The sequence below is a fragment of the Pseudomonas sp. ADAK2 TE3594 genome, assembly GCF_053628675.1.
The window spans coordinates 895997-922242 of record NZ_JBRJGV010000001.1 but is presented as its reverse complement, the minus strand read 5'-3'; the positions used below and the strand labels follow the sequence as shown (position 1 = coordinate 922242).

The window sequence follows — 26246 nt, the reverse complement described above, 5'->3', positions numbered from 1 at the left end:
CCGCTGACCTTGATCTCCGTAATCTGCACACATCCGGAACGTACCGGGAACGAGACAAGGAGATACACCATGCGCAAGACTCTTATCGCTCTGATGTTTGCTGCCGCCCTGCCGACCGTTGCCATGGCCATGCCTGAAGGCGCAGGTCCGATGGGTGATCACATGGACGGCTCACGCCACGGCGGTCAGATGCACGGCATGCACGGTAAAGGCCCTTACAGCCAGCTGGACCTGAGCCGCGAACAGCGCGAGCAAATCCGCAAGATCATGGGCGAGCAGATGCATGAGCGTCAGCAATTGGTCGACAAGTACCTGGAAAAACTCTCGCCAGCCGATCAGAAAGCCCTGAAAGACGAGATGGCGGCCAAGCACAAGAAGGCCGAGGCCGACGTTCGCGCACTGCTGAAACCGGATCAACAGAAGCAATTCGACGAGATCCAGAAGAAAAAGGCTGAGCGTCGCGCCGAATGGGCCGAGTTCAAGGCCTGGAAAGCGCAGCAAGCGCAAAAAGCGCAATAATGCGCTAACCCTGGACCCAACGGCTAACACCGTTGGGTCTTTTGCCACTCAATTTAATGTGGGAGCGGGCTTGTGTGGCGAGGGGGCTTGCCCCCGTTGGGTCGCGAAGCGGCCCCGACATTTCAAAGTTAAACCGCAGGTAATGTTTACGACTGCTTCGCAGCCGAACGGGGGCAAGCCCCCTCGCCACACGGGCCCCCTCACCACAGGTCCGCTCCCACATGGATTTGTGCTTGTTTGAGGATTTTCTGTGCGCTCATTGTTCTGGCGTATCCTGGCCAGCTTCTGGTTGGCCATCGCTCTGGTTGCAGGGCTTTCCATTCTGCTCGGGCACATGCTCAACCAGGACGCGTGGATTCTCAGTCGCCACCCGGGCCTCAACACCTTGGCCGAACAGTGGACGCAAACCTACGAAAGCCAGGGCGAAGAAGCCGCCCAAGACATTCTGGAGCAGCGCAAGCGCCAGTATCACATCGACGTTCAGGTACTCAACGAGACGGGGGACCCGGTGGTGCGCGGCACCTTCCCTCGGCGGGCGGCAGCCTTCGAAGCCCGGCAGAACAATGACGATCGGCGCCTGCCGTGGCGGCGTCTGACCGATGAGTACACCAGCGCCAAGACGGGCGACACCTACCTGCTGATCTACCGCATTCCGCACCCGGAACTGGACGCCTGGCACCGTGAAAGCCTGCTCTGGCCGTTGAGTGCGCTGGGTATCGCGCTAGTGGTGCTGACCCTGTTCAGCCTGCTGGTGACCTTTTCCATCACCCGACCGCTGAGCCGTTTACGTGGCGCGGTGCATGAGCTGGGGCAGACGACGTATCAACAGAACAGCCTGGCGCAATTGGCCAACCGCCGCGATGAGTTCGGCGTACTGGCCAACGACTTCAACCGCATGGGCGCACGCCTGCAAAGCCTGATCGGCAGCCAGCGGCAATTACTGCGGGACGTGTCTCACGAATTACGCTCACCCTTGGCTCGACTGCGCATTGCGTTGGCGCTGGCCGAGCGGGCCAATCCTGAGGAGCGGGAAAAACTCTGGCCACGCCTGACCCGTGAATGCGATCGCCTGGAAGCGCTGATCAGCGAAATCCTGGTACTGGCGCGCGTCGATGCCGACAATGCCAGCGCCGAAGAGGTAGACCTCAATGCGCTGCTCAATACCCTGCAAAAAGATGCGCAGTTGGGCTCGCCCGAGCAGAACGTGCGCCTTGAGGCCGAGCCGCAACTGAACCTCAAAGGCTGGCCGACCATGATCGAGCGCGCCGTGGACAACCTGCTGCGTAATGCCCAGCGCTTTAACCCGGTCGGGCAACCGATCGAAATGCAGGCGTTGCGTCAGGGCGACAGGATTGTGGTCAGCGTGCGTGATCACGGCCCTGGCGTCGAGGCCGAGCATTTGAATCAGTTGGCTGAACCCTTCTATCGGGCACCGGGGCAGACTGCGGCCGGGCATGGCCTCGGGCTGGCCATCGCGCGCCGTGCGGCGGAACGGCATGGCGGCAGTCTGGTGTTGGCCAATCATCCGCAGGGCGGGTTCATTGCCAGCCTGGAATTGCCGTTGGTGCCGGGGGCTGTGGTGCAGCCTTAAAAGCTTCGCGGGCAAGCCTCGCTCCTACAGGATTGTGTGGGTCACATGATCGCCAGATTACCTGTAGGAGCGAGGCTTGCCCGTGAAGCATTTGATCTTCAGGCCTTACCGGACCAGGCGCTGACAAACTCGGCCAGATCGACCTTCTCCGCCACCCGCGGCTCTTTCTGCGGCGTGCCAAGGTAAAGAAACGCAATCACCTCTTCCCCTTCCGCCAGCCCCAAGCCTTTAGCTACATGCGCCGAATAAGCCAGCTCACCGGTGCGCCACACCGCGCCAATGCCTTGCGCATAGGCCGCCAGCAAAATCCCGTGAGCCGCACAGCCTGCCGCCAATAATTGCTCGGACTTGGGATACTTGGCGTGTTCCTGCAAACGCGCAATCACCACAACCACCAGCGGTGCACGCAACGGACCGTTGCGCGCCTTGTCCAGCAAGGCCTCGGACACATCACTGTCTTGCAGCTTCGCCGCTTCGGCCAGCAACTCACCCATTTGCTCGCGTGCAGAGCCTTCGACTGTCAGGAAGCGCCAAGGCTGCAAGTGGCCATGGTCTGGCGCGCGCATCGCGGCGGCAAACAGCACTTCCCGTTGCTCGGCAGTGGGCGCCGGATCGAGCAGTCGCGGGACGGAAACACGGTTGAGCAAAGCGTCGAGAGCCTGCATCGGCCACCTCCTGTAGAAAATGTCTGGCTATTCTAGCGTCAACTGTCGCGACGGCGTCGGTTTACATGCCCTGTCCCGCAGGTAGAATGGCGCCCTTCCCACTATCAGCCCGAGCGGACTTCATGGCGTTGCCGACCTTACGGATCATTGGTTTCATCATCGGCATCTTCCTGATCACGCTGGCCATCGCCATGGTTGTACCCATGGCCACCCTGGTGATCTTCGAACGCACCAGCGACCTGCCGTCGTTCCTTTGGGCCAGCATGATTACCTTTGTCGCCGGCCTGGCCCTGGTGATACCGGGGCGCCCCGAGCACATCCATCTGCGCCCGCGAGACATGTACCTGCTGACTGTCAGCAGCTGGCTGGTGGTGTGCATCTTCGCCGCCCTGCCGTTCCTGCTGACCCAGCACATCAGCTACACCGACTCGTTCTTCGAAAGCATGTCCGGCATCACCGCCACCGGTGCGACGGTGCTCACGGGCCTGGACAACATGTCTCCCGGCATCCTGATGTGGCGCTCATTGCTGCACTGGATCGGCGGGATCGGTTTTATCGGCATGGCGGTAGCGATTCTGCCCTTGTTGCGCATCGGTGGCATGCGGCTGTTTCAGACTGAGTCGTCGGACCGTTCCGAAAAAGTCATGCCCCGTTCGCACATGGTGGCGCGTTTGATCGTTGCGGCCTACGTCGGCATCACCATTTTCGGCAGCCTGGCGTTCTGGTGGGCCGGGATGAGCCTGTTCGACGCCATCAACCATGCGATGTCAGCGATTTCCACCGGTGGTTTCTCGACCTCCGACCAGTCTTTGGCCAAGTGGCCGGAGCCTGCTGTGCACTGGGTCGCGATCGTCATCATGATTCTCGGTGCCCTGCCGTTCACCCTGTATGTCGCCACGTTACGCGGTAACCGTCGGGCACTGATCAAGGATGAACAGGTTCAAGGGCTGCTCGGCATGTTGCTGGTGACCTGGCTGGTGCTCGGCACCTGGTACTGGTGGACCACCCAGTTGCACTGGCTGGAAGCCTTGCGGCATGTGGCACTGAACGTGACATCGGTGGTGACCACCACCGGTTTTGCACTGGGGGACTACAGCCTCTGGGGCAACTTCTCACTGATGCTGTTCTTTTATCTGGGGTTTGTTGGCGGCTGCTCGGGTTCGACCGCTGGCGGGATCAAGATTTTCCGCTTCCAGGTTGCCTACATTCTGCTCAAGGCCAACCTTAACCAGTTGATACACCCGCGCGCGGTGATCAAGCAGAAATACAACGGCCACCGCCTCGACGAAGAGATCGTGCGCTCGATCCTGACCTTTTCGTTCTTCTTCGCCATCACCATTTGCGTTATCGCACTGCTGCTGTCGCTACTGGGCGTGGACTGGATGACCGCGCTTACCGGCGCGGCCGCCACGGTGTCTGGCGTAGGCCCTGGGCTTGGCGAAACGATTGGCCCGGCGGGTAACTTTGCCAGCCTGCCGGATGCCGCGAAGTGGATTCTCTCGTTCGGCATGCTGCTGGGCCGGCTGGAGATCATTACGGTGTTTGTTCTGTGTATCCCTGCGTTCTGGCGTCACTAATCCGCACGGGCGCTTCCATCAGCCGCGTCCGGTATTCGCCGGGGGTGGAATCGAACCAGCGTCGGAAGGCGCGGAAGAAGTTGCTCGGATCGGCAAACCCCAGCAGGTAGGCAATTTCCAGCAAGGTCATGTTCGGTTGCGCCAGGTATTGCTCAGCCAGTTCACGTCGGGTGTCATCCAGCAAGGCCTGAAAACTCGTGCCCTCTTCCTGCAAGCGACGCTGCAAGGTGCGTTGCGACAAGTGCAGCGTCTGGGCCACCGTATCACGCTTGGGTTCACCCTGAGGCAGCAGACGGCATAACACCTGCCGTGCCTTGTGGGTTACGCGGCTCTCGGAAAACCGCGCCAGATACTCGCCGGCAAACCGGTCGTGCAGCCGCGCCATGGCCTCGTTGGCGGTGGGTAGCGGTGCCTCCATGTCGGCGCGCTCGAAGATCAAGGCGTCATAAGGCGCGTTGAACATCAACGGGGCATGAAAGGCTTGTTTATAAGGTTCAAGATCAACAGGATTAGCGCCTTGCAGCAAGACCTTGCGCGGCTGCAGCGTACGGCCGGTCAGCCAGCCGCAAAGTGCCAGGGCGCAGGCCATTGAGGCTTCGGCACTCTGTCGGGTCGGCGGCAGGTGGTCGCCATGGACCGTCAGAATCAGCGCATACCCCTCATCCAGCAATCGGAAACTCAGGTCGGCACTTTCGGCGATGATTCGCTGATAACGCACCAGACGTTGAAAGCCTTCAGCCAGGGTCTGGCTGGACATCAACGCATAACCGGCGACATGGAAGGACGCCGGTCGCACCACCTTGCCCATGTTCAGGCCGATCGCCGGGTTGCCGGACAGCTCGACCGCGCGCTGCCAGAGCCGCGTCATGGAATCTTGCGGGAAGCGCGCATCCGGGTCATCCAGTGCCGCATAGTCGAGCCCTAGCTGCTTGAACAGAACCCGGCAATCCAGGCCGTCCATTTCCAGTGCTTTGACAATCCCCATCGCCCAGCTTGAAGAAGTCGTTCGTTCGCTCATGGCGTTTACTACGTGATGGCCGCATGCCACGACCCAATACCCAAGGATACTAAAGTGGCGCCTATTGTCACTGGCTGATGCCAATGATCACTCTAGACTCAAATAAGCTACCCGCAGAACAACTTGTCGCGTGCACAGCAATCACAGAGATCGCAGTCGTGGAAAACATCAAACGTTTCAATAGCTTCGCTGAGTTTTACCCGTATTACCTCAGCGAACACCGCAACAGCACCTGTCGACGATTGCACTTTGTCGGTACCTCTCTGGTTATTTTCATTCTGGCGCTGACCATCGGCAACGGCGCGTGGTGGATGTTGCAGGCCCTGCCGCTGGCCGGTTACAGCTTCGCCTGGGTCGGGCATTTCTTCTTCGAGAAGAATCGCCCTGCCACCTTCCAGCATCCCCTTTACAGCCTGCTCGGCGATTTCGTCATGTACCGCGACATGATTCTGGGTCGCGTGGCGTTCTAGGCTCCATTGGCCACAAAAGCGTCTTGTGCAGCCAATGCAGCGTTGGATCCAAGCCCTACACTCAACGCATCCCTTTCGACTAGAACAAGAGGATAGCCGATGAATGTCCATGCCCGTTTTACCCATATGCAGGACGGCACGCAGGAAGACTGGGCGATCATCGCCGCCGATTTCAGCGCCTATGCCCGGCAATTGCCCAAACGGATCGTGGCGCACTTGAAGTTACTGGAGGGGGATTTCGGCGGTTTCCCGGTAGATCGTCTGACCCACTCCCTGCAAACCGCCAGCCGCGCCTGGCGCGATGGTCGCGACGAAGAGTACGTGGTCTGCGCCCTGCTCCATGACATCGGCGACACACTGGGCTCCTACAATCATCCGGACATCGCCGCGGCGATCCTCAAGCCGTTCGTCAGCGCCGAGAACCTGTGGATGGTGGAGAAGCACGGGATTTTCCAGGGTTATTACTTCTTTCATCACCTGGGCATGGATCGGCATTTGCGCGAGCAATTCAGCGGTCATCCGCAGTATCAGGCGACCATCGAATTTTGCGCCCGGTACGATGCTGCGGCGTTTGATCCGGCGTACGACACGCTGCCACTGAGCTTCTTCGAACCGATGGTGGAGCGGCTGTTTGCGCAGCCGAAGAACTCGATTTACAAGGCGGCGATGGAAGAGCATTCGCCAGCCTGATAGGTCTCAGGGGACCGCTTCGCGGTCCATCGCGGGCAAGCCCGCTCCCACAGGTTTTTGCAGTGTTCAAAAAATTGTATACTACCACAATCCTGTGGGAGCGGGCTTGCCCGCGATGGGGTCGGCCAATACAACTGATTTTTAAGCCGGCTCTGCGACTTTAATGGCCTTCAACTCGGCCTCCCGCGCCTGGGCATCGGCCAACCGATACAGCTCGATCGAGCCATCCCAATGCTCGATCAACGCCGTGCACGACTCCACCCAATCCCCGCAATTGAGGTAATCCACCTCGCCGACCTTGCGAATCTCGGCATGGTGAATGTGCCCGCACACCACTCCGTGCAACTCGCGTTTGACGCATTCATGGGCGATGGCTTCTTCAAAATCGCTGATGAAACTGACGGCTGTCTTGACCTTGTGCTTGAGGTACGCCGACAGCGACCAGTAGCCGTAGCCATAACGGGCACGCCAATGGTTGAGCCAGCGGTTGAGCGTCAAGGTGAATTCGTAGGCCGAGTCGCCGAGAAACGCCAGCCAGCGATGGTAGCGGGTGATCACGTCGAACTGGTCGCCGTGAATCACCAGCAAATGACGGCCATCGGCGGTCACATGCACGGCTTCGTCCACCAACTGGATATTGCCCAGCATCAGCTTCGAATAACGGCGCAAGAATTCGTCATGGTTGCCGGTGACGTAGATCACTTCTGTGCCGCGCTTGCTCATGGTCAGCAGGCGACGAATCACATTGGTATGCGCTTGCGGCCAATACATGCCGCTGCGCAGTTTCCAGCCGTCGATGATGTCGCCGACCAGGTAGATCTTGTCGGTGTGGTAGCCCTTGAGAAATTGCGACAGGTGTTCGGCCTGGCAGTCCCGGGTGCCCAAATGCACATCGGAAATCCACAAGGTCCGTACACGTTGCTTACGGCTGGGTTTGGCGAGCTCGGCGCTGGTCATGGGCAACCCTCAGGACAAGTTTTGGCAAGCTTGCGCCGGTCGAGTGAATTGCCCATGACAGTGGCAAGTCAGTCTTGTGACAGCGCGAGTCGGGCCGCACCCGGTGTAGACTGGCGACCTGCACAGGAGACCTGCGATGAGACCGATCCTCACGCTACGCCAGTACACCCACGACCTGATCGTCCACAGCCACGACCACGCACAACTGGTGTTCGGGCTGTCGGGCGCGCTGGACTTCGAGGTTGAGGGGCATGGTAGTCAGGTGGTGCAGCAGAGTTTCGTGGTGGTGCCGTCGGGCGCGCATCATGCCTGCGACAGCGCCCATGGCAGTCGTTGCTTGGTACTGGATGTGCCGAGCGACCAGTGGGTTTTGCAGTCCCTTGGCGATCACGCAGAAGCCAGTCGCCGCTTGCTCGACAATGCCGGGCGCCTGTCGCTGGACGCCGGGCAAAGCCAACTGGTGAGTTGGCTCGCGGGCAGTCAGATCAGTGATCCGCTGATTGCGCAGCAAGGCGCGGTGCTACTACTGGCCAGCCTGAACAACGCCAAACCCGACAGCGTGGGCGGTCGGCGTCTGCCTTATGCGGCGCTGAATGCACACATCGATCAATACGCAGCCTATCCGCTGCAAGTCGCCGATCTGGCGCGCATTGCCGGCCTCTCCAGCGCTCGGTTGCATGCGCGGTTCGTGGCGGAATGCGGGCAAACGCCGATGGACTACATTCGCAGTCGTCGGCTGCACATTGCCGTTGGCTTGTTGCGCGATTCAGCGCTGCCCATTGGCGAGATCGCCTGTCGGGTCGGCTACAGCTCGCAGAGTGCTTTCGCCGCGGCAGTGTTGCGTGAGTTCGGAGCCTCACCCGGTAAATTGCGCCGCGAGGCTGGCGACAAATGACGCGAGTCTGGCGACAGACATAATCGGCCCAGCACGATTCAATGTAGGAGCTGGCGAAGCCTGCGATCTTTTGATCTTGTTTTTGGAGGATCGCAGGCTTCGCCAGCTCCTACAGGGGCCGATGGTTGTCGGCCGGATTCGATTCGTTTATCAAGGATTGCAATGACTCCCCGTACCGCCCTTGGCGCTCTGCATATCGGTGCACTGATGTTCGGCCTGACCGGCGTATTCGGCAAACTCGCCGCCGCTTCGCCGGCGATCATCGTGTTCGGCCGTGCCGCGTTTGCCGTCCTCGCCCTGGCGTTTTTCGCACGGTTCGCAAGCGGTACCCGTTGGCAGAAACTCGACGCCGTGGACCTGCGCCGCCTGCTGCTCAGCGGCTTGCTGCTGACCGGGCACTGGGTGAGTTTCTTTATCGCGGTGAAGGTCGCCGGGGTGGCGATCGCGACCCTGGGGTTTGCCAGTTTCCCGGCGTTTACCGTGATCCTCGAAGGGCTGATCTTCCGCGAGCGCATCCGCGCCAACGAAATCCTGCTGGTGGTGCTGGTCAGTATTGGATTGGTGCTGGTCACGCCGGATTTCGATCTGGCCAGCGGCGCCACCACTGGTCTGTTGTGGGCGGTGGCTTCCGGCTTGTTGTTCGCCCTGCTATCCCTGACCAACCGCGCCAGCTCCGGACGAATTCCGCCGGTGCAGGCTGCACTGTGTCAGAACGTGGTGGTTGCGATCTGCCTGCTGCCGGTGGCGGTGCCGCAGTTGAGCGAAGTGCGCGCCATCGACTGGCTGTGGATCGGCCTGCTCGGGGTGTTCTGCACCGGCGTCGCCCACAGCCTGTTCGTCGCCAGCCTGGCGGTGATCAAAGCCCGGACCGCGTCAGTGGTGTTTGCTCTGGAGCCGGTTTACGGCATCACCCTGGCCTGGCTGCTGTTCGATGAAAACCCGACGCTGCGCATGCTGATCGGCGGCGCGCTGATCATCGTGGCGATCGTGGTCTCGAGCCGGTTGTCCGGCAGTTCAAGCAAGCGCGCCGTGGCGGTAGAAGCCCCGTCTCACTGAGTGCGGTCGTTGTGGCCCAGGTCGCGGTCCGGATCGATCTGATCGCGGACTCGCTGCTTGAGCACCTTGGCCTCGGGAAAACCACCGTCGGCCTTGCGTTCCCAAAGCTGCACATCGTCACAGAAAATGTGAAAAACCCCGCCGGTGCCGGGTACCAGAGACACTTTGCCCAGGTCATCGCCGAAGGTGCTGAGCAGTTCCTGGGCCAGCCAGGCGGCGCGCAACAGCCATTGGCATTGCGTGCAATAGGTGATGACGATTTCCGGTTTACGTGCGGTCATGATTGGCGAAACTCCTGGGCCTGGGGGCTCCTACATGAGTAAGGGTGTTATCGGATACCGGCCAACAGCGTCCGGGCCGTTTCCTTGAGCGGTTCGTCGCCTTCCTTGAGCAACTCGTTAAGCAGCTCGATGGCGCTGTCCAGATCGCCGTCGTCGATGCAGGTCTGGGCCTGTTCGAGTTTGCCCGTGCTGTTCCCGGCCGGTTCAAGATCCATCAACTCAGCATTCAGCGGCTCAAGCTCCAGCAACTGGCCAGGGTCGCTGAATTCGTTGAGAAAGGTCTCGTCCAGAGATTGAGCGTCAGGTTCGGCGATCCATTCAAGCTCGGGCTCGTCCAGCGCCGGCTCCTCGGGCATTTCGAAAACATCGGGCAATACATGCAGATTCGAGGTGAACCCGGGGTCGTCTACCTGCACTGACTCATTCGGCGGTTTAGCGCTGGATGATGAGTTTTCGAAGGGGCTGATCAGGTCCCAATTCGAATCCATCGACAGGTCATCGAGGTTCAACTGGAACTCATCGCTCGGTGCCGCTTCAGGGACTGCAGGCATGGGCGGCGCCACAGCCACGGCGGCGACCACCGGTGCGGCGCTGATCAGTTTCGGATGGCGGGCGCGGATGTCCTGAAGTTGCTGTGCATCGAACCCGGCGTCTCGCAGGCTGCTTTCCTGCGCGTCATAAGCTTGCACGTCGCCCTGTTTACCGAGGACTTCCAACAGCTGCACAGCCAGGTCGGTGCGCTGGGGTTCCCTGACCAACGCATCTCGCAACAAATCGGCCGCCTCGGACAAACGGCCATACGCCAGATAGATACCCACCCCTTCCAGCACGTCGCCTGCGGGAGTCTCTTCGGCCGATCCGGCTAGCGGTTGCGGCTGGGGCGCAGGACTGGCCGGTTCTGTTGCGCGACTGAGCACCGGTTCATGACGCGACGGCGGTACGGGTAACGGCTCGGGCTGGACCTGAGCCTGCTGTCGTTGACGGCGAAGGAATACGCCGAGCAATACCAACGCCACCACTGCCAGCAACCCGATGATCAGCAGCCACGGAGCCGGTTCAGACTCCTCTACTGCAACGGGCACCGGCGCCGGCGCCGCGGGCACGGCCGGCTCTGCCGATGCCTGTTTGACTTCCGCCAGTTGGGTTTGCAGCTCGATCAGTTGTTTTTTCTGACCGGCAATATGCTCATCCTGTCCCTGAAGCTTCGCATTCAACTCATTGATGGTCGTTTGCAGTTGCTGGTTTTGCAGCACGCTGGCGGCCAGTTGTTCGGCAACAGCATCATTCGCAGGCGCGGCAGCTGGTTTATCGGTATCAGGCTTGGGCGCCTCCCCCTTCCCGGCAGGTGGCGGTGCAACAGCCGGTTCGACGGACGGGAATGCGGAAGACTGAGAGAGCGGCGCGGGCTCGTCGTTGGCGGGAACAATGCCCGGCGACCCCGGCGGATCGATCAGCACGGTGTACTCGCGCAGCAAACGCCCGTTGGGCTGATTGAGCTGCACCAGAAAATTCAGGAAGGGTTCCTTGACCGGTTTGCTGGACGTCACCCGGATCAGGCTGCGGTTGCCCCGCAGGATCGGTGTGAACTTCAGGTCGTTAAGGAAGAACACCCGCTCGACGCCGGCGCGGCTGAACTCGTCCGCCGTCGCCAGGCTGACCGATAGCTCGCCCTCTTCCAGACCACCGGCGTCCACCAGGGCGATGTCGGCATTGAACGGCTGATTCAACGCCGAATGCTGGGTAATCTCACCCAACCCGAGCGCAGGGGCCAATGCCGAGTAAGTGACGGCACCACCGACCAGCAGCAGCCTGGCGCAACACCGCAGTACAACGTGCCAACTCTCGAGCATGAGCATCCCTTAGATAACCAGAACCAACTGTACGTGTTCGCACATCCGGTACGAACACGATATTGCCTAGTAGTTCTTTATAGTCTGCCCAACGGGGTATCTCAAAAATCCGGCGCGTGGTTGTGCCTCAAGATTTTTCCAGGTTGGCCAGGATGTGCCCGTGGACTCGCATGCAGACCTTCAAGTCCGCCTCATCAACGCCTTCGAACAGTTCATGGCGCAATTGAGTGGCAATGGTTTCAATTTGCTCGATCAAGGGCCGGGCCGGGGCACAGAGCACGATTTTTTTCGCCCGACGGTCTTCCAGCACGGATTGGCGTTGCACCAGGCCCTGACTTTCCAGGCTGTCGAGCAGCCGAGCCAGGGTGGGCCCTTCGACGCCGACGCTTTGCGCCAGTTCGCGTTGGGTGGGGGCATCATCGAAACGCGCCAGGTGCAGCAGCACCAGCCAGCGCGCCTGGGACAGACCCAGGCCAGCCAGTCGGCGGTCCAGTTCGGCACGCCAGCCCCGAGACATCTGGGCCAATTGCATACCAAAGCGGTGTTGATCGGTTAACGGCATAAAACACTCATGTTTAGACTGAAATAGAGAAAAACTAATTATTAGTCAGCTAAGCATGACCTTTGGCTATAGGCAAGGTTTGCTCCGTACTGAATCGTTACATCTGTGCCGCAGGTCATTCAGACTTCGAATTCCGACTGCAGGGCGGCACGAACGCAATACAAAACACCTTCCGGAACTCTTCCTGCGAACAGCGCGGCAATCTCCGATACAGGCGGCAATTCGCCTTCGCCGTCGAGGAAGGCGTCCTGGACTTCACCCATCAACTCTTCGGGCAGATCCAGCGCCTGTTCCAGTGACAACTGCTGCTTGCCAATCGCCTCGGCGAGCATCGTGTAGACGTTCTTTTCCGAACATTGCAGCTGACCGGCGATCTGCAACGGTGTCATGCCGGCCCGAGCCAGAGTGATCAGCTCGTGGCGCACATCGGCCACCACTTTCGGCGCCTCGACCTGACCGCCGAGCACTTCGAGGAAGGCCTCGCCGTAACGCTCCAGTTTGCGCGCACCGACACCGCTGACCGTGGCCATTTCCGCCAGCGAGGTCGGCTGGCTGCGGAGCATTTCCAGCAGCGTCGAGTCGGGGAAGATGACGTACGGTGGCACACCGTGTTCCTCGGCCAGTTTGCGACGCAGGGCACGCAAGGCTTCCCACTGTTCGCGCTCTTCACCGCGAACCAGTTGGCTGGCCTGGCTCTTGCTGCTTTTGGCGGTGGTTTGCGGCTTGAGGTCGCGACGCAGTTCCAGGGTCACTTCGCCCTTGAGCAGCGGCCGACAGGTATCGCTCAAGCGCAGGCCGCCGTAGCCTTCGAGGTCGATGTCCGCCAGACCACGGGCGACAAGCTGTCGGAACAAGGAGCGCCATTCGCTCTCCCCCATCGCTTTGCCTACACCGTATACCGACAAATGCTGATGACCGAAGCTGCGAACCTTTTCGTTGTCCTTGCCCAGCAACACGTCAACCAGATGACCGACGCCATAACGCTGACCGGTGCGGTAGATCGCCGACAGCGCCTGACGGGCCGGCTCGGTGGCGTCCCAGGTCTGCACGCCGTCGACGCAGTTGTCGCAGTGGCCGCAGGGCTCGGGCATGTCTTCGTCGAAGTACGCGAGCAGGGTCTGGCGGCGGCAGCGGGTTTCTTCGCAGAGCGAGAGCATGGCGTCGAGCTTGTGCTGCTCCAGACGCTTGTGGCGCTCGTCGCCTTCGGAGTTTTGCAGCATCTGCTTGAGCATCACCACGTCTTGCAGGCCGTACGCCATCCAGGCATCCGCCGGCAGGCCGTCACGACCGCCGCGACCGGTTTCCTGGTAATAGGCCTCAAGGGACTTCGGCAAATCCAGGTGCGCGACAAAACGTACGTTAGGCTTGTCGATGCCCATGCCGAACGCCACGGTAGCAACCATGATCAAACCTTCCTCGTTGAGGAAGCGCTTCTGGTGATGGGCCCGCGTGTCGTTGGGCAGACCGGCATGGTATGGCAGCGCCGGGAAACCTTGCTCACTGAGGAACACCGCGACTTCATCAACCTTTTTGCGCGACAGGCAGTAAACGATACCGGCATCGCTGCGGCGCTCGGCGAGGAACGCCAGCAACTGCTTGCGCGGCTGCTCCTTGGGCACGATGCGATAGAAAATATTGGGGCGGTCGAAACTCGAGAGGAAACGCTCGGCATCCTGCAAATGCAGACGATCGACGATTTCTTCCCGGGTGCGCTTGTCGGCCGTCGCGGTCAGGGCAATGCGCGGGACGTTGGGGAACAATTCCGCCAACTGGCCCAGTTGCAGGTATTCCCGACGGAAATCGTGGCCCCATTGGGACACACAGTGCGCTTCGTCGATGGCGAACAAAGCTATTTCAAGGCTTTGCAAAAACGCCAGCATGCGCGGCTGAACCAGACGCTCGGGGGCCAGGTAGAGCATTTTCACTTCGCCGCGCTTGATCCGCGCCGCCAGATCACGCTGTTGCTCAGCGCTCAACGTGGAGTTCAACGCCGCCGCGGCGACGCCCAGCTCTTCGAGGGTGGCGACCTGATCGTCCATCAGCGCGATCAGCGGTGACACCACCACGGCCAGGCCCTCGCGCAGCAGTGCCGGCACCTGGAAGCACAAGGACTTGCCGCCACCGGTAGGCATCAGCACCAAGGCGTCGCCGCCACTGGCCACGCGCTCAATGATTGCACCCTGACGGCCACGGAAACTGTCGTAGCCGAAGATGTCCTTGAGGACGCGTTGAGCCTGTTCGAGCATAAAAACTCCAAAAATCACCGAAACATCCCTGCAAGGCTGGTTCAGAACCACGAAAGCTGCACTGACAAATCGTAAGTGCGCATTGCATGACCCTTCACATTTCAGCCGTGACGCCAGCAGGGCATCACAAAACGCGCGAGTATACCCGAGCCCTCCCCTGCAAAGGGCGCCGCTGAGAAGAGGAACGCAATGCAATACCTGTGGGAGCGGCGGTGCGACGATTCGACTTGCCCGCGATGGCGGCGTGTCAGGCGAAAAATGTATTGGAAGTACCGGCCTCATCGCGGGCAAGCCCGCTCCCACAGGGATTAGGCCAGACTGGCGGTATCGACAACCACAGAATCCCCCCCGCAAGGCTGCAAATATGCCGCGCGGCTGGCCCAAGCGCTCAAGAAGGCCTAGAATTCCCGCATCGTATATTCCCCAAGGTAGCCCTTTAATGTCCTTCGCTGAGCAACTAACCCGCCTGCAAGTCTTCCTCGACGCCGACGAGCTGCATGACGAGGCGCTGGACTACGTGGCCGCCCACGGCTACCTCACTGCGCTGTCGATCTGTTCCGAGAGCGTTCCCGACCGTGAATGGATCGACGCACTCTTCGCCGAAGAGCCGCATTACGCCGACGACACCGAGCGTGAAGCGATCGAATCCACCCTGCTGCTGCTCAAGGCGCACATCGCCCGCCAACTGGCGTCCGATGAAGAGTTCGAGCTGCCATGCGACCTCGACCTGGGCGACGACCCGGACGATTCCGACCTGCGCGGCTGGTGCATCGGTTTCATGGAAGGCGTGTTCCTGCGCGAAGCCGCCTGGTTCGAAACCGCCGAAGACGAAGTCAGCGAAATGCTGCTGCCGATCATGGTCGGTTCGGGTCTGTTCGACGAACAGCCTGAGTTCTCCGATATCGCGGCCGACGCCAACCTGATGGACGACATGATCGTGCAGATCCCGGAAGCCCTGACCGCGCTGTACCTGCTGTGCAACGCGCCAGACGAAAAACCGGCGATTCTCAAGCCACGTCACCACTAAGGTTTTGCCTATGGACAACCCCATAGGCAACCGCCCCCTGATGTTGCGCTACGTGCTGCTGGCCATCGGCTGGCTGAGCGTAGCGCTGGGGGTGATCGGGATTTTCCTGCCGGTGCTGCCCACCACACCGTTCCTGTTGCTGGCGGCCGCCTGTTTCGCCCGCAGTTCGCCACGCTTCTATCACTGGCTGGTTGAACATCCACGGCTTGGGCCGTGGGTTCGCGACTACCTGAGCGGCAATGGCATTCCCCTCAAGGGCAAGGTCTACGCCATCGGGCTGATGTGGGCGAGCATCCTGCTTTCCTGCTACTTGGTGCCGCTGCCGTGGGCGCGGGGGTTCATGTTGACCAGTGCAGTGCTGGTGACGGTTTATATCCTCAAGCAGAAAACCCTGCATAAACCCTGATCCCCATCTGTGGCTCGGGGGCTTTTGTGGTGAGGGCGCTTTTGTGGCGAGGGGGCTTGCCCCCTCACCACAAAAGCAGTCCTGCAATCCCACTTCGTCCGACGACCTGCCCTACCCCGCCCAAATCAGCGCCTAGACTTCAGGCATCTGCACCCGAGCAGCCAGACATGTCCCGCAGTCCGCGTAGTCCAGGATGGTCAACGCTCCGACTTCGGTTCGGCGGATGGCTGCTGCTGACGAGTTTTCTGCTGGCTGGATTGGGCAGTGTCAGGGCCGAGTGGGACTTTGCGCAGATTCTGCAAACGGCCGAAAAACGCTATGGCCCCCTTGGCCTGGCCCGGGGACGGATCGAGGCCTGGAGTCAAATGCTGCAAAGCGAACTCAACGCGCCCGAGCGCGAACAACTGAATGCAGTCAATCGCTTCTTCAATCAACAACTGAGCTTTCAGGACGACACACGTATCTGGCGTCAGACCGATTACTGGGCCACGCCAGTGGAATCGCTGATCAAGGCCGCGGGCGACTGTGAAGACTACGCCCTGGCGAAATATTTCAGCCTGCGACACCTCGGTATTCCCAGCGAGAAACTGCGCATCACCTACGTCAAGGCCCTGACCCAGAACCAGGCGCACATGGTGTTGACCTTCTACAGCAGCCCCACGGCCGATCCGCTGGTGCTGGACAATCTGATCGGCGAGATCCGCCCCGCTTCCCAACGCAAAGACCTGTTGCCGGTGTACGCCTTTAACGCCGAAGGCCTGTACTTGCCGGGAGCCAACGGCGGCAAACGCAGCAGCGACTCGAAAAATCTGTCGCGTTGGCAAGACGTGTTGAAAAAGATGCAATTTGAAGGGTTCGCCGTGGGCGAAGGCTAGCCGCTACTGCAAGGAGCGTTTTATGTCACTGCGCAAACAGTTGTTTCTCGCCATTTGCCTGTTCTTGCTGGTGGCCTTCGGCGGCAGTTTTTTTGTCAGCCTGGAAAGTTCTCGCGAACAGATGCTCGGCCAGTTGCGCTCCCACGCCCAAGACGCCGCCACGGCGCTGGGCTTGTCATTGACGGCACAGATCGACGACCCGGCGATGATCGAGTTGATGGTCAGCTCGATTTTCGACAGCGGCTACTTCAGCAGCATCCGTATCGTCAATATTGTGGATGAACGGGTGTTGGTGGAACGCAGCACACCACCGCAAATCGAGGGTGTTCCCGGCTGGTTCATCAACCTGGTTAACCTGCGCCCACAAGGTGGTGATGCACTGATCATGCGTGGCTGGGAGCAAGCGGCTCGGGTCGAAGTGCTGAGCAATCCACAATTCGCCTTGGCCAAACTCTGGGACAGTACCCTCGGCAGCCTGATCTGGTTGTTGATTTGCGGACTGCTCAGCGCTGTGTTTGGTGGCTGGCTGTTGCGCCGGCAATTGCGCCCGCTCGACAACATGGTCAAACAGGCTGAAGCCATCAGTAAACGCGAGTTCCGCAGTTTGCCGAAACTGCCGCGCACACCGGAACTCAAACGCGTGGTACTGGCCATGAACCAGATGGTCGAAAAACTCAAAGCGTTGTTCGCCGAAGAGGCGGCCCGCAGCGAAAAGCTGCGCTGCGAATCTTATCAGGACAACCTCACCGGCCTGGCCAACCGGCGCTTGCTGGATGAACAACTGACCGATCAACTACTGGTTTCCGAGCAAAGCCGCGACGGTCATTTGCTGATGCTGCGGATCAATGACCTGAACGGCCTGAACCAACGTCTGGGCGGCCAGCGCACCGATAGCCTGATTGGCGCCGTCGGCGAATTGCTCAAACGCCTGACGCAGCCTCCGGAACGTCGAACCTGGCTCGCAGCGCGCAATCGCGGTGGCGAATTCAGCTTGCTGACCCCGGGCCTGGACGGAAAGGATGCTGCACGCCTGGCTTCCGAAATCAGCGCCACCCTGGAAAACCTGCGGCTGACCGGTGCCAGCGACTGTATGCCGGTGGCGCATCTGGGCGTGGTCGCCTATCACCCCGGCGAACCGGCGAACGACGTGCTGCTGCGCCTCGATCAGGCGCTGACCCAGGCCCGGCAACATCCCGAGCGGCCGTGGATACACATGACCCATTCCGATACCGCACAGAACCAGTCCCAACACGACTGGCGCAACTGGATCGACGAAGCGCTGACCGAGGGCAAGATGCAGCTGTATTTCCAACCGGTGGTGCAGTGCGCCGATACCAGCCAGGTGTTGCATCACAAAGTCCTCGCCCGCCTGCTCGACCCGCAAGGCGAGGCGATTGCCGCCGGGCATTTCCTGCCATGGATCGAGCGTCTTGGCTGGTCGGCACGATTCGATCTGGCGATGCTCGACACCACTCTCGAATATCTGGCCGCCAACCGTTGGCCGCTCGCGCTGAGCCTGTCCGGCAGCACCCTGCGCGATCAGACCCAGCTAAAACTGATCTGCGACATACTTGAATCACTGCCGGAACTGGCGCCGCTGCTGACCCTGGAAATCGACGAACGCCAATTGCCGCCCCCAGAAGAACTGCAACGGCTGAGTCACAGTCTGCTCAACACCGGTTATCGCATCGGACTGCAGCACTTCGGCGGCAGCTTCAGCCAGATCGGCAACCTGACGCAACTGGGGCTGGCTTACCTGAAAATCGACGGAGCCTATATTCGGGGTATCGATGAACAGACGGACAAGCGCCTGTTCATCGAGGCGATTTTCCGGGCGACCAACAGCATTGATTTGCCGTTGATTGCCGAGATGGTGGAGACGCAGGGGGAGCTGGAAGCGATTCGGGAGTTGGGGTTGTTTGGGGTGATGGGAAGACTGATTGGGCCGCCGGAGCCGATGTGAGTCAGCCGGCCCTTATCATCAAGTACACCGCGTCATCGTTCATCGCGAGCAGGCCCGCTCCCACAGGTCAGGGCCGGCGATCATCGACCCGAGCCTGACTCTTGCTCCAATCAGTCAGCAGGCTGTAAGCCACGGCCAACAATGTCGGGCCGATGAACAGACCGATAAACCCAAACGCAATCAACCCGCCAAATACCCCGAGCAGCACGATCACCAACGGCAGATTCCCGCCCCGGCTGATCAGGTACGGCTTAAGTACGTTGTCGACTCCGCTGATGATGAATGTCCCCCAGCACCCAAGGAACACCGCCATCCCATACTCCCCCTTCCAGGCCAACCACGCCGTGGCTGGAATCCACACCAACGGCGGCCCCATCGGAATCAGACTCAGCAAAAACGTCACGACCCCCAGCACCAGCGCCCCAGGCACGCCGGCAATCAGGAAGCCGATCAACGCCAGCACTGCCTGAGCCGCCGCTGTGCCGATCACCCCATTGACCACCCGCTGTACGGTGCCCGCCACCAACTCGATGTAATAGCCGGCGCGGTCACCGATCAGCCGTTCCAGCAATCCATGGACAAACACCGCCAACCGCGGCCCGTCGCGGTAGAAAAAGAACACAAAGACAATACTCAGCGTCAGCTCAAGGATGCCGCCACCAATCTGCGCACTGCGGGCCAGCAACCAGTTACCGACCTGCCCCAGATAAGGCTTGATCGCCAGCATCATCGCCGCGCCTTGCTGATCGATGCTGTTCCAGATACCCACCAACCGCTCGCCGACCAAGGGAATACTGCCCAGCCAGGTCGGTGCTTCAGGCAGACCGTCGACTTGCACATCCTTGATGAACGCCGTGGCATCGCGTACATGATCCGCCAGGTTGAAACCCAGCCACACCAACGGTGCTGCCACCAGTAACATCCAGCCTAATGTCAGTAACAGCGCCGCCAGGGATTCACGGCCATTGAGCCAACGGGTCAACAAACGCATCAGTGGCCAACTGGCAAACGCCAGCACCGCGCCCCAGAACAGCGCCGACCAGAACGGCGCCATCACCCAAAAGCTCGCGCCAAACAGCACCAGGAGCAGAATTTGCACCAACAGCCGATCGTTATTGGGCATGTATGATCCTGAAAAAAGTCAGACGAAAAAGTCAGTCAGCAAAGAGTAGGCGAACGCGCAGAACGCGCTCGCAGAATGAAGCTTATCGCAACAGCTCGAAGTGCAGACCAGAGCCTTCGACGTTGCCGGTTTCCATCCGTGCCGACCGCACACCCTGGCCGATCAGCGCCTGGCGCCAGGCTTCGGCATTGGGCCCCGAAACATTGACGCGCAATGTGGTGTCCAGGTTCAGGCCTCGGGAAATCAAACGCAGCCAGGTGTCGTCAGGATTGCCGTCGAGTTTGGGGAAATCAAGCTCACCGGTGCTCTTGAGCTGTCGCAGCAAGGTCGCGGAAGTTGGCAGCAAATCGCCCAATGGTGCAGCAGCATCGAACTGTTCGACGTGCAGATAAGCCCTGCGATTGCCACGCGTGATGCTGTAAAGCGCCACCAGTGTGTTGTCTTGAGGGGCCGCCAAACGCAGCAACAAATAAGCCTGCTGATTATCGGCGCCATACAGCTTGGCGTTGCCGAAGACTTCATTGGCCCACAGGCTGCTTTCGCCACAATCCCGGGCCTGGCACCAGAACAACAACTCGGCGCCCTGCTTTTGCAAGGCTTCGCGAGCGGCGGTGAAGGCATCGGTAGAGGAATGTTCCGGTGGCAATTCGTAGGTCACCGAGGTGGTTTGCCCCCGAGCAGTGACCTGACCGTCGAAGCGCAGCTGGCCGCTGATCTTGCGGATCGAACCCAACGGGTAAATCCGCTCGAGCTCGACAGCCGGGCGATAGTCGACGATCTGCGCATCGGCCATACGCGGCACGATCGGCAGGTCCTGACTGCCCGGGATGTCGGCGGCAAATAACAGAGGACTGAAACAACACAGCGCCAGCAGGGTGAGTGAACGCATGGATGGACTCATCGAATCAGCATGGCCTGGGCACCCTTGATGACACTGTCGTCATCAATTCGCTCGGGCACCAGTAAACCGCGTTGTACCGCAGGGCGCGCCTCCATTGTCGCCATCCAGCGCTGCAGGGCTGACAAGCCATCCACCGCGACACCAGACCATTCATGGCCACGGACCCACGGATAAGTGGCAATGTCGGCAATGCTGTACTCGCCCGCCAGAAACTCTACGGCTTGCAGACGCGTGTCGAGCACTTCATACAAGCGCCGGGTTTCATGTTGATAACGGTCGATAGCGCCTTGGAGTTTTTCCGGGAAGTAACGGAAAAACACGTTGGCCTGGCCCTGCATCGGCCCGATTCCGCCCATCTGGAACATCAGCCACTGCAATACCACCGAGCGCCCCTTGGGGTCCTGGGGCAGCAGTTTGCCGGTCATCTCGGCGAGGTAAATCAGAATCGCGCCGGACTCAAACACGGCGAAATCGCCATTGGCACGGTCGACAATCGCCGGAATCCGCCCATTGGGATTGATCTTGAGGAAGTCCGGGGACTTCTGTTCCTTTTTGTCGAAACTCAAGGCATGCACCGTATAGGGCAGGCCGAGTTCCTCGAGCACGATAGAGACCTTGTGGCCATTCGGGGTCGCAGCGGTGTACAGATCTATCATGGTTGTCTCCCATTTCAACCCGCCCAGCCTCGACAGTTGCCCGGCGCAAGTCAAGGAATGGCGAAGAACCGATTGAAACAGTCTGCGACAAGGTCGGCACCGGGTTCGTCATTCAGGTGCAAATGGTGGCCGCCAGGCAACTGTTCACGGCTAAAGGGTAGACGTTCCAGCAACTCGGGATGTTTGGCGAGCATGCCGTCAGCCGCGACCACCAGGTGTGCAGGACAACTGACACGCTGAACGAAGGCCATCGCCTGTTCAGTGGTCAGACGCAGCGGTGATGGAAGGGTCAGGCGATTGTCGGTGCGCCAGGTATAACCACCCGGCACCGGCATCAAGCCGCGCTGCGCCAGCAGTTCGGCGGCCTCGCGACTCACCGCCACCAAGCCTTTCATTCGCGCTTCGATGGCGCGATCGAGGGTGTTGTAGACCGGTTTGCGTTTTTCCCGCAGATCCAGCTGCGCTTGCAGGGCCATGCCCATGCGCTCAGCGGCGTTTTCGCCTTTGTCTGTAGGAGGAATGATACCGTCGATCAAGGCCAGATGAGTCACCCGCTCCGGCAACGACCCGGCCAGCACCAGCGAGACGATCGCCCCCAGGGAGTGCCCCAGCAGCGCAAAACGTTTCCACCCCAACTGCTCGGCCACTTGCAGCACGTCGTGGGCGTAGTCCCACAGCGCGTAACCGGCGCCGTTCGGCCGATGCCCAGAGTGACCGTGCCCGGCCATGTCCAGCGCGATGATGCGCAAGCCCTTGAGCTTGGGCGCCAGCCGGGCAAAGCTGTTGGCGTTGTCCAGCCAGCCGTGCAAGGCGATCACTGGCAAGCCATCCTCGGGACCGAACAAGTGCGCCGCCAACTCGATATGCGGCAGGCTCAGGCGAACTTCTTCGACGACGCTGTTCATGCGCAATCCTGTTGGCTGCGACCGTCCCAGCGACTGAACAGATTCTTCAGCAGCGTGGCCGTGTCTTGTGGGCGTTCGAGGGGAAACATATGGCCGCCGGGCATGGTCAAGGACTCACCCAAGGGCATGCGCCCGACGGAACGGGCATGATGGCGCATCACCACGCGGCTCTTGTGCCCGCGAACCACCGCCAGCGGCACTTTCAGTTGCCGTGCACGGCCGGGGCTGGTGTGGGGCACGCCACGGTATATGCTGATTTCCGTGGCCGGATCGAAACGCAGGCGCAGTTTGTCGCCGACCTTTTGCAAACCATGTTGAAGATAGGCGTCGAAGCATTCCGGATCGAAGCCACGAAACAGGGTTTTACCGGCGAAATACAGGCGGGCCGCGTCCAGATCGGCGAACTCTTCCCGTCGTCCCAATGTGCGGCCGGCCGGGGTCAGGCGATCGATGAAACCGAAGCGCTTGGCGGCGCGGATTACCCATTGATCGGCGCGGGTCAGCACCGGCGAATCGAGCATCACCACGCCGCGATACAGCTCAGGGCAACGCAATGCGGCATGCAAGTGCAGCACGCCGCCAAAGGAGTGACCGACGCCCCAGACCGGTTCCGGCTGCTGCTTGAGGTGATGGATCAGTTCGTCCACCAGATTGTTCCAGTTGTCGTCCGCAGGAAAACGCGGGTCATGGGCGTGCTGCTCCAGATGCGTCACCTGATACTCGGGCGCCAGCGCCGCGAACAACTTGCCGTAGGTCCCAGAAGGAAAGCCATTGGCGTGGGCGAAAAATATCTGTTGCGACATACCTGCAAATCCATAGCGAGAACAGAGCCCGATTGTCCGCAAGCCTACCGGTATCTGCAATGACCGTAACTGCCAGGAATGATGACAGTCGTGCCGTGGCTATATCAGTTTTAGCGAGCACCTGTTAGTTCTGACAGTTGACAGTCAAGCCTGATGACGCCGATAAGATCACTGTCGCCAAGCCACAGGCAACGCCAGTCATGACCCACGCAAACACTCCAGCTATCGAAGCCTTCGACTCTCGAGGACATGGTGTGCGGGCCATCGCGTATCACCGTCGCGACGGTGTGACCGCTCCTGAGAGTTGCATCACCCAACAGATGCACGACATTGCCGGTCGTGCGGTGCTAAGCCGCGATCCACGACTGTTCCTTTTACATCAAGACGCTCGGCAGACGGCCGCCAATCAAAAAAATGTGTTCAGCCTGTCAGGCGTCGTGCTCCTGTCCGAAAACAGTGACGCCGGTTGGCGCCTGGGGTTGTTCGGCGAAGATGGACAAGGTGTTGACGGGTGGGATCAGAAACTCAGCCATAGCCGCGTGGACTATGACCGACAGCGGCGTCCCATCGCCACATTCGAGCGCGCCCACGGCGGACCGGAGCATTGCGTTGCACGTTTTTCCTACATGGATGCCAGCGCCGATGAAACCCATAACCAGCGCGGCCAATTGATTCGGCATGACGATACCGCAGGAACGCAGCACTTTGCCCAATTCAGCCTCGCCGGCACACCGCTGCAAATCAGCCGTACATTCGTCGCGGATCCGCAATGGCCGATTGACTGGCCCGCGGCGCAAGCAGAGCGCGATACTTTTCTGGAAACTGAATCGGCCATTACACGCATCAGCTGTAATGCCGCAGGTGACCCCGTCAGCCAGACCGACGCACGGGGTAACACACAGACATTTCTTCAGGATCGCGCCGCGCAAATACGCGAGGTCAGCCTGAAACTCACCGGGCTGGCAAAACAAAAAACGCTGATCAGTGAAATCCAGTACAACGCCTTCGGCCAGATCGAGCATCAGCGTGCGAGAAATGGTGTTATTTCTACCGCGACTTTTCGCCCGGAAGATGGTCGGCTGGAGCACTTGAAGGCCTGCCTGCCTGGACAGCCTGCGCTGCAGGATCTGACGTACGAATACGACGCGGTGGGCAATGTCACGTGTTTGACCGACGCCGCTGAAACGGCTCACTACCACCGCAATCAACGGATTGATCCGACCCTTCGCTACCGGTACGACAGCCTTTATCGACTGATCGAAGCCCGTGGCCGACAGGTTCGCTATGCCCCCGCCGGGCCGCAACTACCCGATTTCCAGTGCGCCCCCGATCCCGGACAACTGGAAAATTACACGCGGTTCTACACCTACGACAACGCGGGAAATATGCGGGTCATGCAGCATCAGGCGGATAGCGCCAGCCGTACCGAATGTACCGCCATCGCCGGATTGAGTAATCGCAGCCTCCCCCAAAAAGCCAATGGAGAACTGCCGGAGGAGAACGAGATTGCCGCAGGCTTTGACCTGAACGGTAACCGCAAGTACCTCCAACCCAGACAAGACCTGCTATGGGACCTGCGCAATCAGTTGCGTCAGGTCGAGCAGGTAGTGCGCGAGAACGAACCTGACGACATCGAGTTTTACCTATACGACGGCAGCGGTCAGCGACAGCGCAAGATCCGCCAAGCCTACACCGGCACATTGACTCGCACGCACGAAACCCGCTACCTGCCGGGTGTGGAAATTCGCACCTCCCCCGACGAAATCCTCCATGTCATTACGGTCAAGGCCGGGCGTGGGACGGTTCAGGTCCTGCACTGGGAGAAAGAGCCCCCGTCAGGCATTCCGCAGGACCAGCACCGCTACAGCTTCACCGATCATTTGAACTCCAGCTCGGTCGAACTGGATGAATCCGCCAAACTGATCACATGGGAAAGCTACTATCCTTACGGCGGAACCTGTTGGTGGGCCGGGCGGAACAAGCTCGAAGCGAGTTACAAAACGATTCGCTACTCGGGGCAGGAGCGGGACGCAACGGGGCTTTATTACTACGGCTTTCGCTATTACATGCCGTGGTGTCAGCGGTGGCTGAATGCGGACCCGGGTGGTATTGCCGATGGACTGAATCTGCTCGCCATGGTCCACGGTAACCCGATCACGTTCGTCGATATTCAAGGTCTGGCTGGCTTCGATGCGTTGAGGGCCACAGGTGCGACACTCGCTCGCGAAGAGCCCAGCGCATTGCTTGCCTCTGCGGTGCAATATTCGATAGCAGCTGCGCTAGCACCTACCGGTTTAGCGATGACTATCAGCGGATCCCTCGCGGGAGCAGCAAGCGGCGCCCTCAGCGGATATGGTTCTGCCAACTGGGCCCAGTCTCGATTTTCCGTTGAAGATCCATCGAGCTGGGGCCCAATGATCGCAAAAGCTGGAGGCATAGCGCTGGGTGCGGCACTCGGGGCTGCCCCCTCTCTGATTGGTCATTTCAATCCGGCAGGCAATACCGCAGCGGCCCAGCAGATAGGCGGCCTTTTTGGGGCGGGTTTTCGCGAACTCACGGCGCAACATTTTGCACATATTGGTTCGAGCAATCCCTCTGTTGGACGTGCAGACGCAACAACAACGATAGCCAGTGTGGGTGTCGCAGGCGTTGCTGGCACACTAGTGGGATATGGGAGCGCGCTGGTGTTTGGCAGTTCTCCTGCCGGTATAGCTCTGCAGTTTATGTTCGGCGGCTCGCTGGCAACGGCAACCGGGGCTGCTGGAGCTTCCTTCGTCAGGGGCTGGCTCGGTACCCCCACCCTACCGGCAAAAGGAGGCGAGCCATCGTTCGATTCCTCCAAGGGTGTCGTTGGTGTCGGCAGTCGGCACTTCTTCACCTCACTCGCACAACTGGCCAATCAGGCGATAGCATTTGTTCCTGGTTACGCCGACCTGCCCGCCGAGTCAAAAGCAGCAGTCACGCGGGCAGTTTTCACCGCCATCGGCGATTTTCGATCTACTTTTATGACCATTGCCACACCGGGGCTCAGTGCAGAACTTGGTCAGACAAGCTACGACGTAGAAAAAGGAATCGCGGGGGCAGGAACCGCCCGAGAGAATGTGCCGGAGACGGCCCCATCGACCACTGACTTTTTCTACGTTAGCGAAACAACTGCCGGGCAACGACGCTATTCACAATCACAGTTGAGGTGACGAGCGCCTTCCCCTT

General features: G+C 60.1%; 24 protein-coding genes. 12 read left to right on the top strand and 12 right to left on the bottom strand.

Going from position 1 to position 26246, the window contains the following annotated elements:
• Nucleotides 1-69 precede the first annotated feature (69 nt).
• Both AB7M22_RS04090 and AB7M22_RS04085 read left to right on the top strand, forming a co-directional pair.
• Nucleotides 70-519, top strand: a complete 450-nt coding sequence (locus AB7M22_RS04090; protein ID WP_008010983.1) for a Spy/CpxP family protein refolding chaperone — start codon at nucleotides 70-72, stop codon at nucleotides 517-519.
• Between the two features lie 250 nt (nucleotides 520-769).
• Nucleotides 770-2110 (top strand): sensor histidine kinase, encoded by a 1341-nt coding sequence (locus AB7M22_RS04085; RefSeq protein ID WP_008010982.1) that lies wholly within the window; start codon nucleotides 770-772, stop codon nucleotides 2108-2110.
• A gap of 98 nt (nucleotides 2111-2208) precedes the next feature.
• Here the strand turns inward: AB7M22_RS04085 and AB7M22_RS04080 are convergent, their stop codons facing one another.
• Nucleotides 2209-2775, bottom strand: coding sequence for an NAD(P)H nitroreductase (locus AB7M22_RS04080; RefSeq protein WP_454185325.1), 567 nt, complete (start codon nucleotides 2773-2775; stop codon nucleotides 2209-2211).
• A 122-nt stretch (nucleotides 2776-2897) separates the two neighbouring features.
• On the opposite strand from AB7M22_RS04080, the gene AB7M22_RS04075 reads away from it, so the two are divergent.
• Nucleotides 2898-4352, top strand: a complete 1455-nt coding sequence (locus AB7M22_RS04075) for a TrkH family potassium uptake protein (protein ID WP_454185324.1) — start codon at nucleotides 2898-2900, stop codon at nucleotides 4350-4352.
• Here AB7M22_RS04075 and AB7M22_RS04070 read toward each other — a convergent pair.
• Nucleotides 4309-5370 (bottom strand): AraC family transcriptional regulator, encoded by a 1062-nt coding sequence (locus AB7M22_RS04070; RefSeq protein WP_454185323.1) that lies wholly within the window; start codon nucleotides 5368-5370, stop codon nucleotides 4309-4311. The two genes, AB7M22_RS04075 and AB7M22_RS04070, sit on opposite strands and share 44 nt — an antisense overlap.
• Before the next feature lie 158 nt (nucleotides 5371-5528).
• Here AB7M22_RS04070 and AB7M22_RS04065 point away from each other — a divergent pair, with 158 nt between their 5' ends.
• Together AB7M22_RS04065 and AB7M22_RS04060 are read left to right on the top strand one after the other, a co-directional pair.
• Nucleotides 5529-5840: an Mpo1-like protein gene (locus AB7M22_RS04065; protein ID WP_454185322.1), complete on the top strand. Its 312-nt coding sequence runs from the start codon at nucleotides 5529-5531 to the stop codon at nucleotides 5838-5840.
• Between the two features lie 99 nt (nucleotides 5841-5939).
• Nucleotides 5940-6530 carry an HD domain-containing protein gene (locus AB7M22_RS04060; RefSeq protein ID WP_008010979.1) on the top strand — a complete coding sequence of 197 codons (591 nt, stop codon included), beginning with the start codon at nucleotides 5940-5942 and terminating at the stop codon, nucleotides 6528-6530.
• 141 nt (nucleotides 6531-6671) lie between these two features.
• Here the strand turns inward: AB7M22_RS04060 and AB7M22_RS04055 are convergent, their stop codons facing one another.
• Entirely contained in the window at nucleotides 6672-7487 is an 816-nt protein-coding gene (locus tag AB7M22_RS04055) for a UDP-2,3-diacylglucosamine diphosphatase (protein WP_454185321.1), read from the bottom strand.
• 136 nt (nucleotides 7488-7623) lie between these two features.
• Between AB7M22_RS04055 and AB7M22_RS04050 the strand changes: the two genes are divergently transcribed.
• Together AB7M22_RS04050 and AB7M22_RS04045 are read left to right on the top strand one after the other, a co-directional pair.
• Nucleotides 7624-8382 carry an AraC family transcriptional regulator gene (locus AB7M22_RS04050; RefSeq protein WP_454185320.1) on the top strand — a complete coding sequence of 253 codons (759 nt, stop codon included), beginning with the start codon at nucleotides 7624-7626 and terminating at the stop codon, nucleotides 8380-8382.
• A gap of 162 nt (nucleotides 8383-8544) precedes the next feature.
• On the top strand, nucleotides 8545-9438 hold the full coding sequence (locus AB7M22_RS04045) for a DMT family transporter (protein WP_454185319.1): 894 nt from the start codon (nucleotides 8545-8547) through the stop codon (nucleotides 9436-9438).
• On the opposite strand, the gene AB7M22_RS04040 is transcribed toward AB7M22_RS04045, so the two are convergent.
• From AB7M22_RS04040 to recQ, 4 genes are all read right to left on the bottom strand, one after another.
• Nucleotides 9432-9719, bottom strand: coding sequence for a SelT/SelW/SelH family protein (locus AB7M22_RS04040; protein WP_007895010.1), 288 nt, complete (start codon nucleotides 9717-9719; stop codon nucleotides 9432-9434). The genes AB7M22_RS04045 and AB7M22_RS04040 overlap by 7 nt on opposite strands.
• 47 nt (nucleotides 9720-9766) lie before the next feature.
• Nucleotides 9767-11569, bottom strand: coding sequence for a FimV/HubP family polar landmark protein (locus AB7M22_RS04035; protein ID WP_454185318.1), 1803 nt, complete (start codon nucleotides 11567-11569; stop codon nucleotides 9767-9769).
• A 127-nt stretch (nucleotides 11570-11696) separates the two neighbouring features.
• A complete protein-coding gene (locus AB7M22_RS04030; RefSeq protein WP_007895007.1) occupies nucleotides 11697-12131 on the bottom strand; it encodes a MarR family transcriptional regulator in 435 nt (144 codons plus the stop codon).
• Nucleotides 12132-12250: 119 nt separating this feature from the next.
• Entirely contained in the window at nucleotides 12251-14377 is a 2127-nt protein-coding gene (gene recQ, locus AB7M22_RS04025) for a DNA helicase RecQ (protein ID WP_007895006.1), read from the bottom strand.
• A gap of 439 nt (nucleotides 14378-14816) precedes the next feature.
• Between recQ and AB7M22_RS04020 the strand changes: the two genes are divergently transcribed.
• The 4 genes from AB7M22_RS04020 (at nucleotide 14817) to lapD (ending at nucleotide 18648) form a co-directional block, all read left to right on the top strand.
• Nucleotides 14817-15404 carry a UPF0149 family protein gene (locus AB7M22_RS04020; protein WP_007895005.1) on the top strand — a complete coding sequence of 196 codons (588 nt, stop codon included), beginning with the start codon at nucleotides 14817-14819 and terminating at the stop codon, nucleotides 15402-15404.
• A 10-nt stretch (nucleotides 15405-15414) separates the two neighbouring features.
• Nucleotides 15415-15810 (top strand): YbaN family protein, encoded by a 396-nt coding sequence (locus AB7M22_RS04015; protein ID WP_008010973.1) that lies wholly within the window; start codon nucleotides 15415-15417, stop codon nucleotides 15808-15810.
• A 167-nt stretch (nucleotides 15811-15977) separates the two neighbouring features.
• Complete coding sequence (gene lapG, locus AB7M22_RS04010; protein ID WP_008010972.1) at nucleotides 15978-16685, top strand: cysteine protease LapG; 708 nt, start codon at nucleotides 15978-15980, stop codon at nucleotides 16683-16685.
• A 22-nt stretch (nucleotides 16686-16707) separates the two neighbouring features.
• Nucleotides 16708-18648, top strand: a complete 1941-nt coding sequence (gene lapD / locus AB7M22_RS04005; protein ID WP_454185317.1) for a cyclic di-GMP receptor LapD — start codon at nucleotides 16708-16710, stop codon at nucleotides 18646-18648.
• Between the two features lie 67 nt (nucleotides 18649-18715).
• Here the strand turns inward: lapD and AB7M22_RS04000 are convergent, their stop codons facing one another.
• From AB7M22_RS04000 to AB7M22_RS03980, 5 genes are all read right to left on the bottom strand, one after another.
• Nucleotides 18716-19771 carry an AI-2E family transporter gene (locus AB7M22_RS04000; RefSeq protein WP_454185316.1) on the bottom strand — a complete coding sequence of 352 codons (1056 nt, stop codon included), beginning with the start codon at nucleotides 19769-19771 and terminating at the stop codon, nucleotides 18716-18718.
• 82 nt (nucleotides 19772-19853) lie between these two features.
• Entirely contained in the window at nucleotides 19854-20660 is an 807-nt protein-coding gene (locus AB7M22_RS03995) for a DUF4892 domain-containing protein (protein ID WP_454185315.1), read from the bottom strand.
• An 8-nt stretch (nucleotides 20661-20668) separates the two neighbouring features.
• Nucleotides 20669-21328: a glutathione S-transferase family protein gene (locus tag AB7M22_RS03990; RefSeq protein WP_007899019.1), complete on the bottom strand. Its 660-nt coding sequence runs from the start codon at nucleotides 21326-21328 to the stop codon at nucleotides 20669-20671.
• Between the two features lie 50 nt (nucleotides 21329-21378).
• Nucleotides 21379-22233: an alpha/beta hydrolase gene (locus AB7M22_RS03985; RefSeq protein ID WP_008010968.1), complete on the bottom strand. Its 855-nt coding sequence runs from the start codon at nucleotides 22231-22233 to the stop codon at nucleotides 21379-21381.
• On the bottom strand, nucleotides 22230-23036 hold the full coding sequence (locus AB7M22_RS03980) for an alpha/beta fold hydrolase (RefSeq protein WP_454185314.1): 807 nt from the start codon (nucleotides 23034-23036) through the stop codon (nucleotides 22230-22232). Before AB7M22_RS03980 ends, AB7M22_RS03985 begins: the two co-directional genes overlap by 4 nt.
• Nucleotides 23037-23236: 200 nt before the next feature.
• On the opposite strand from AB7M22_RS03980, the gene AB7M22_RS03975 reads away from it, so the two are divergent.
• Complete coding sequence (locus AB7M22_RS03975; RefSeq protein WP_454185313.1) at nucleotides 23237-26230, top strand: RHS repeat-associated core domain-containing protein; 2994 nt, start codon at nucleotides 23237-23239, stop codon at nucleotides 26228-26230.
• The last annotated feature ends 16 nt before the right edge of the window (nucleotides 26231-26246 follow it).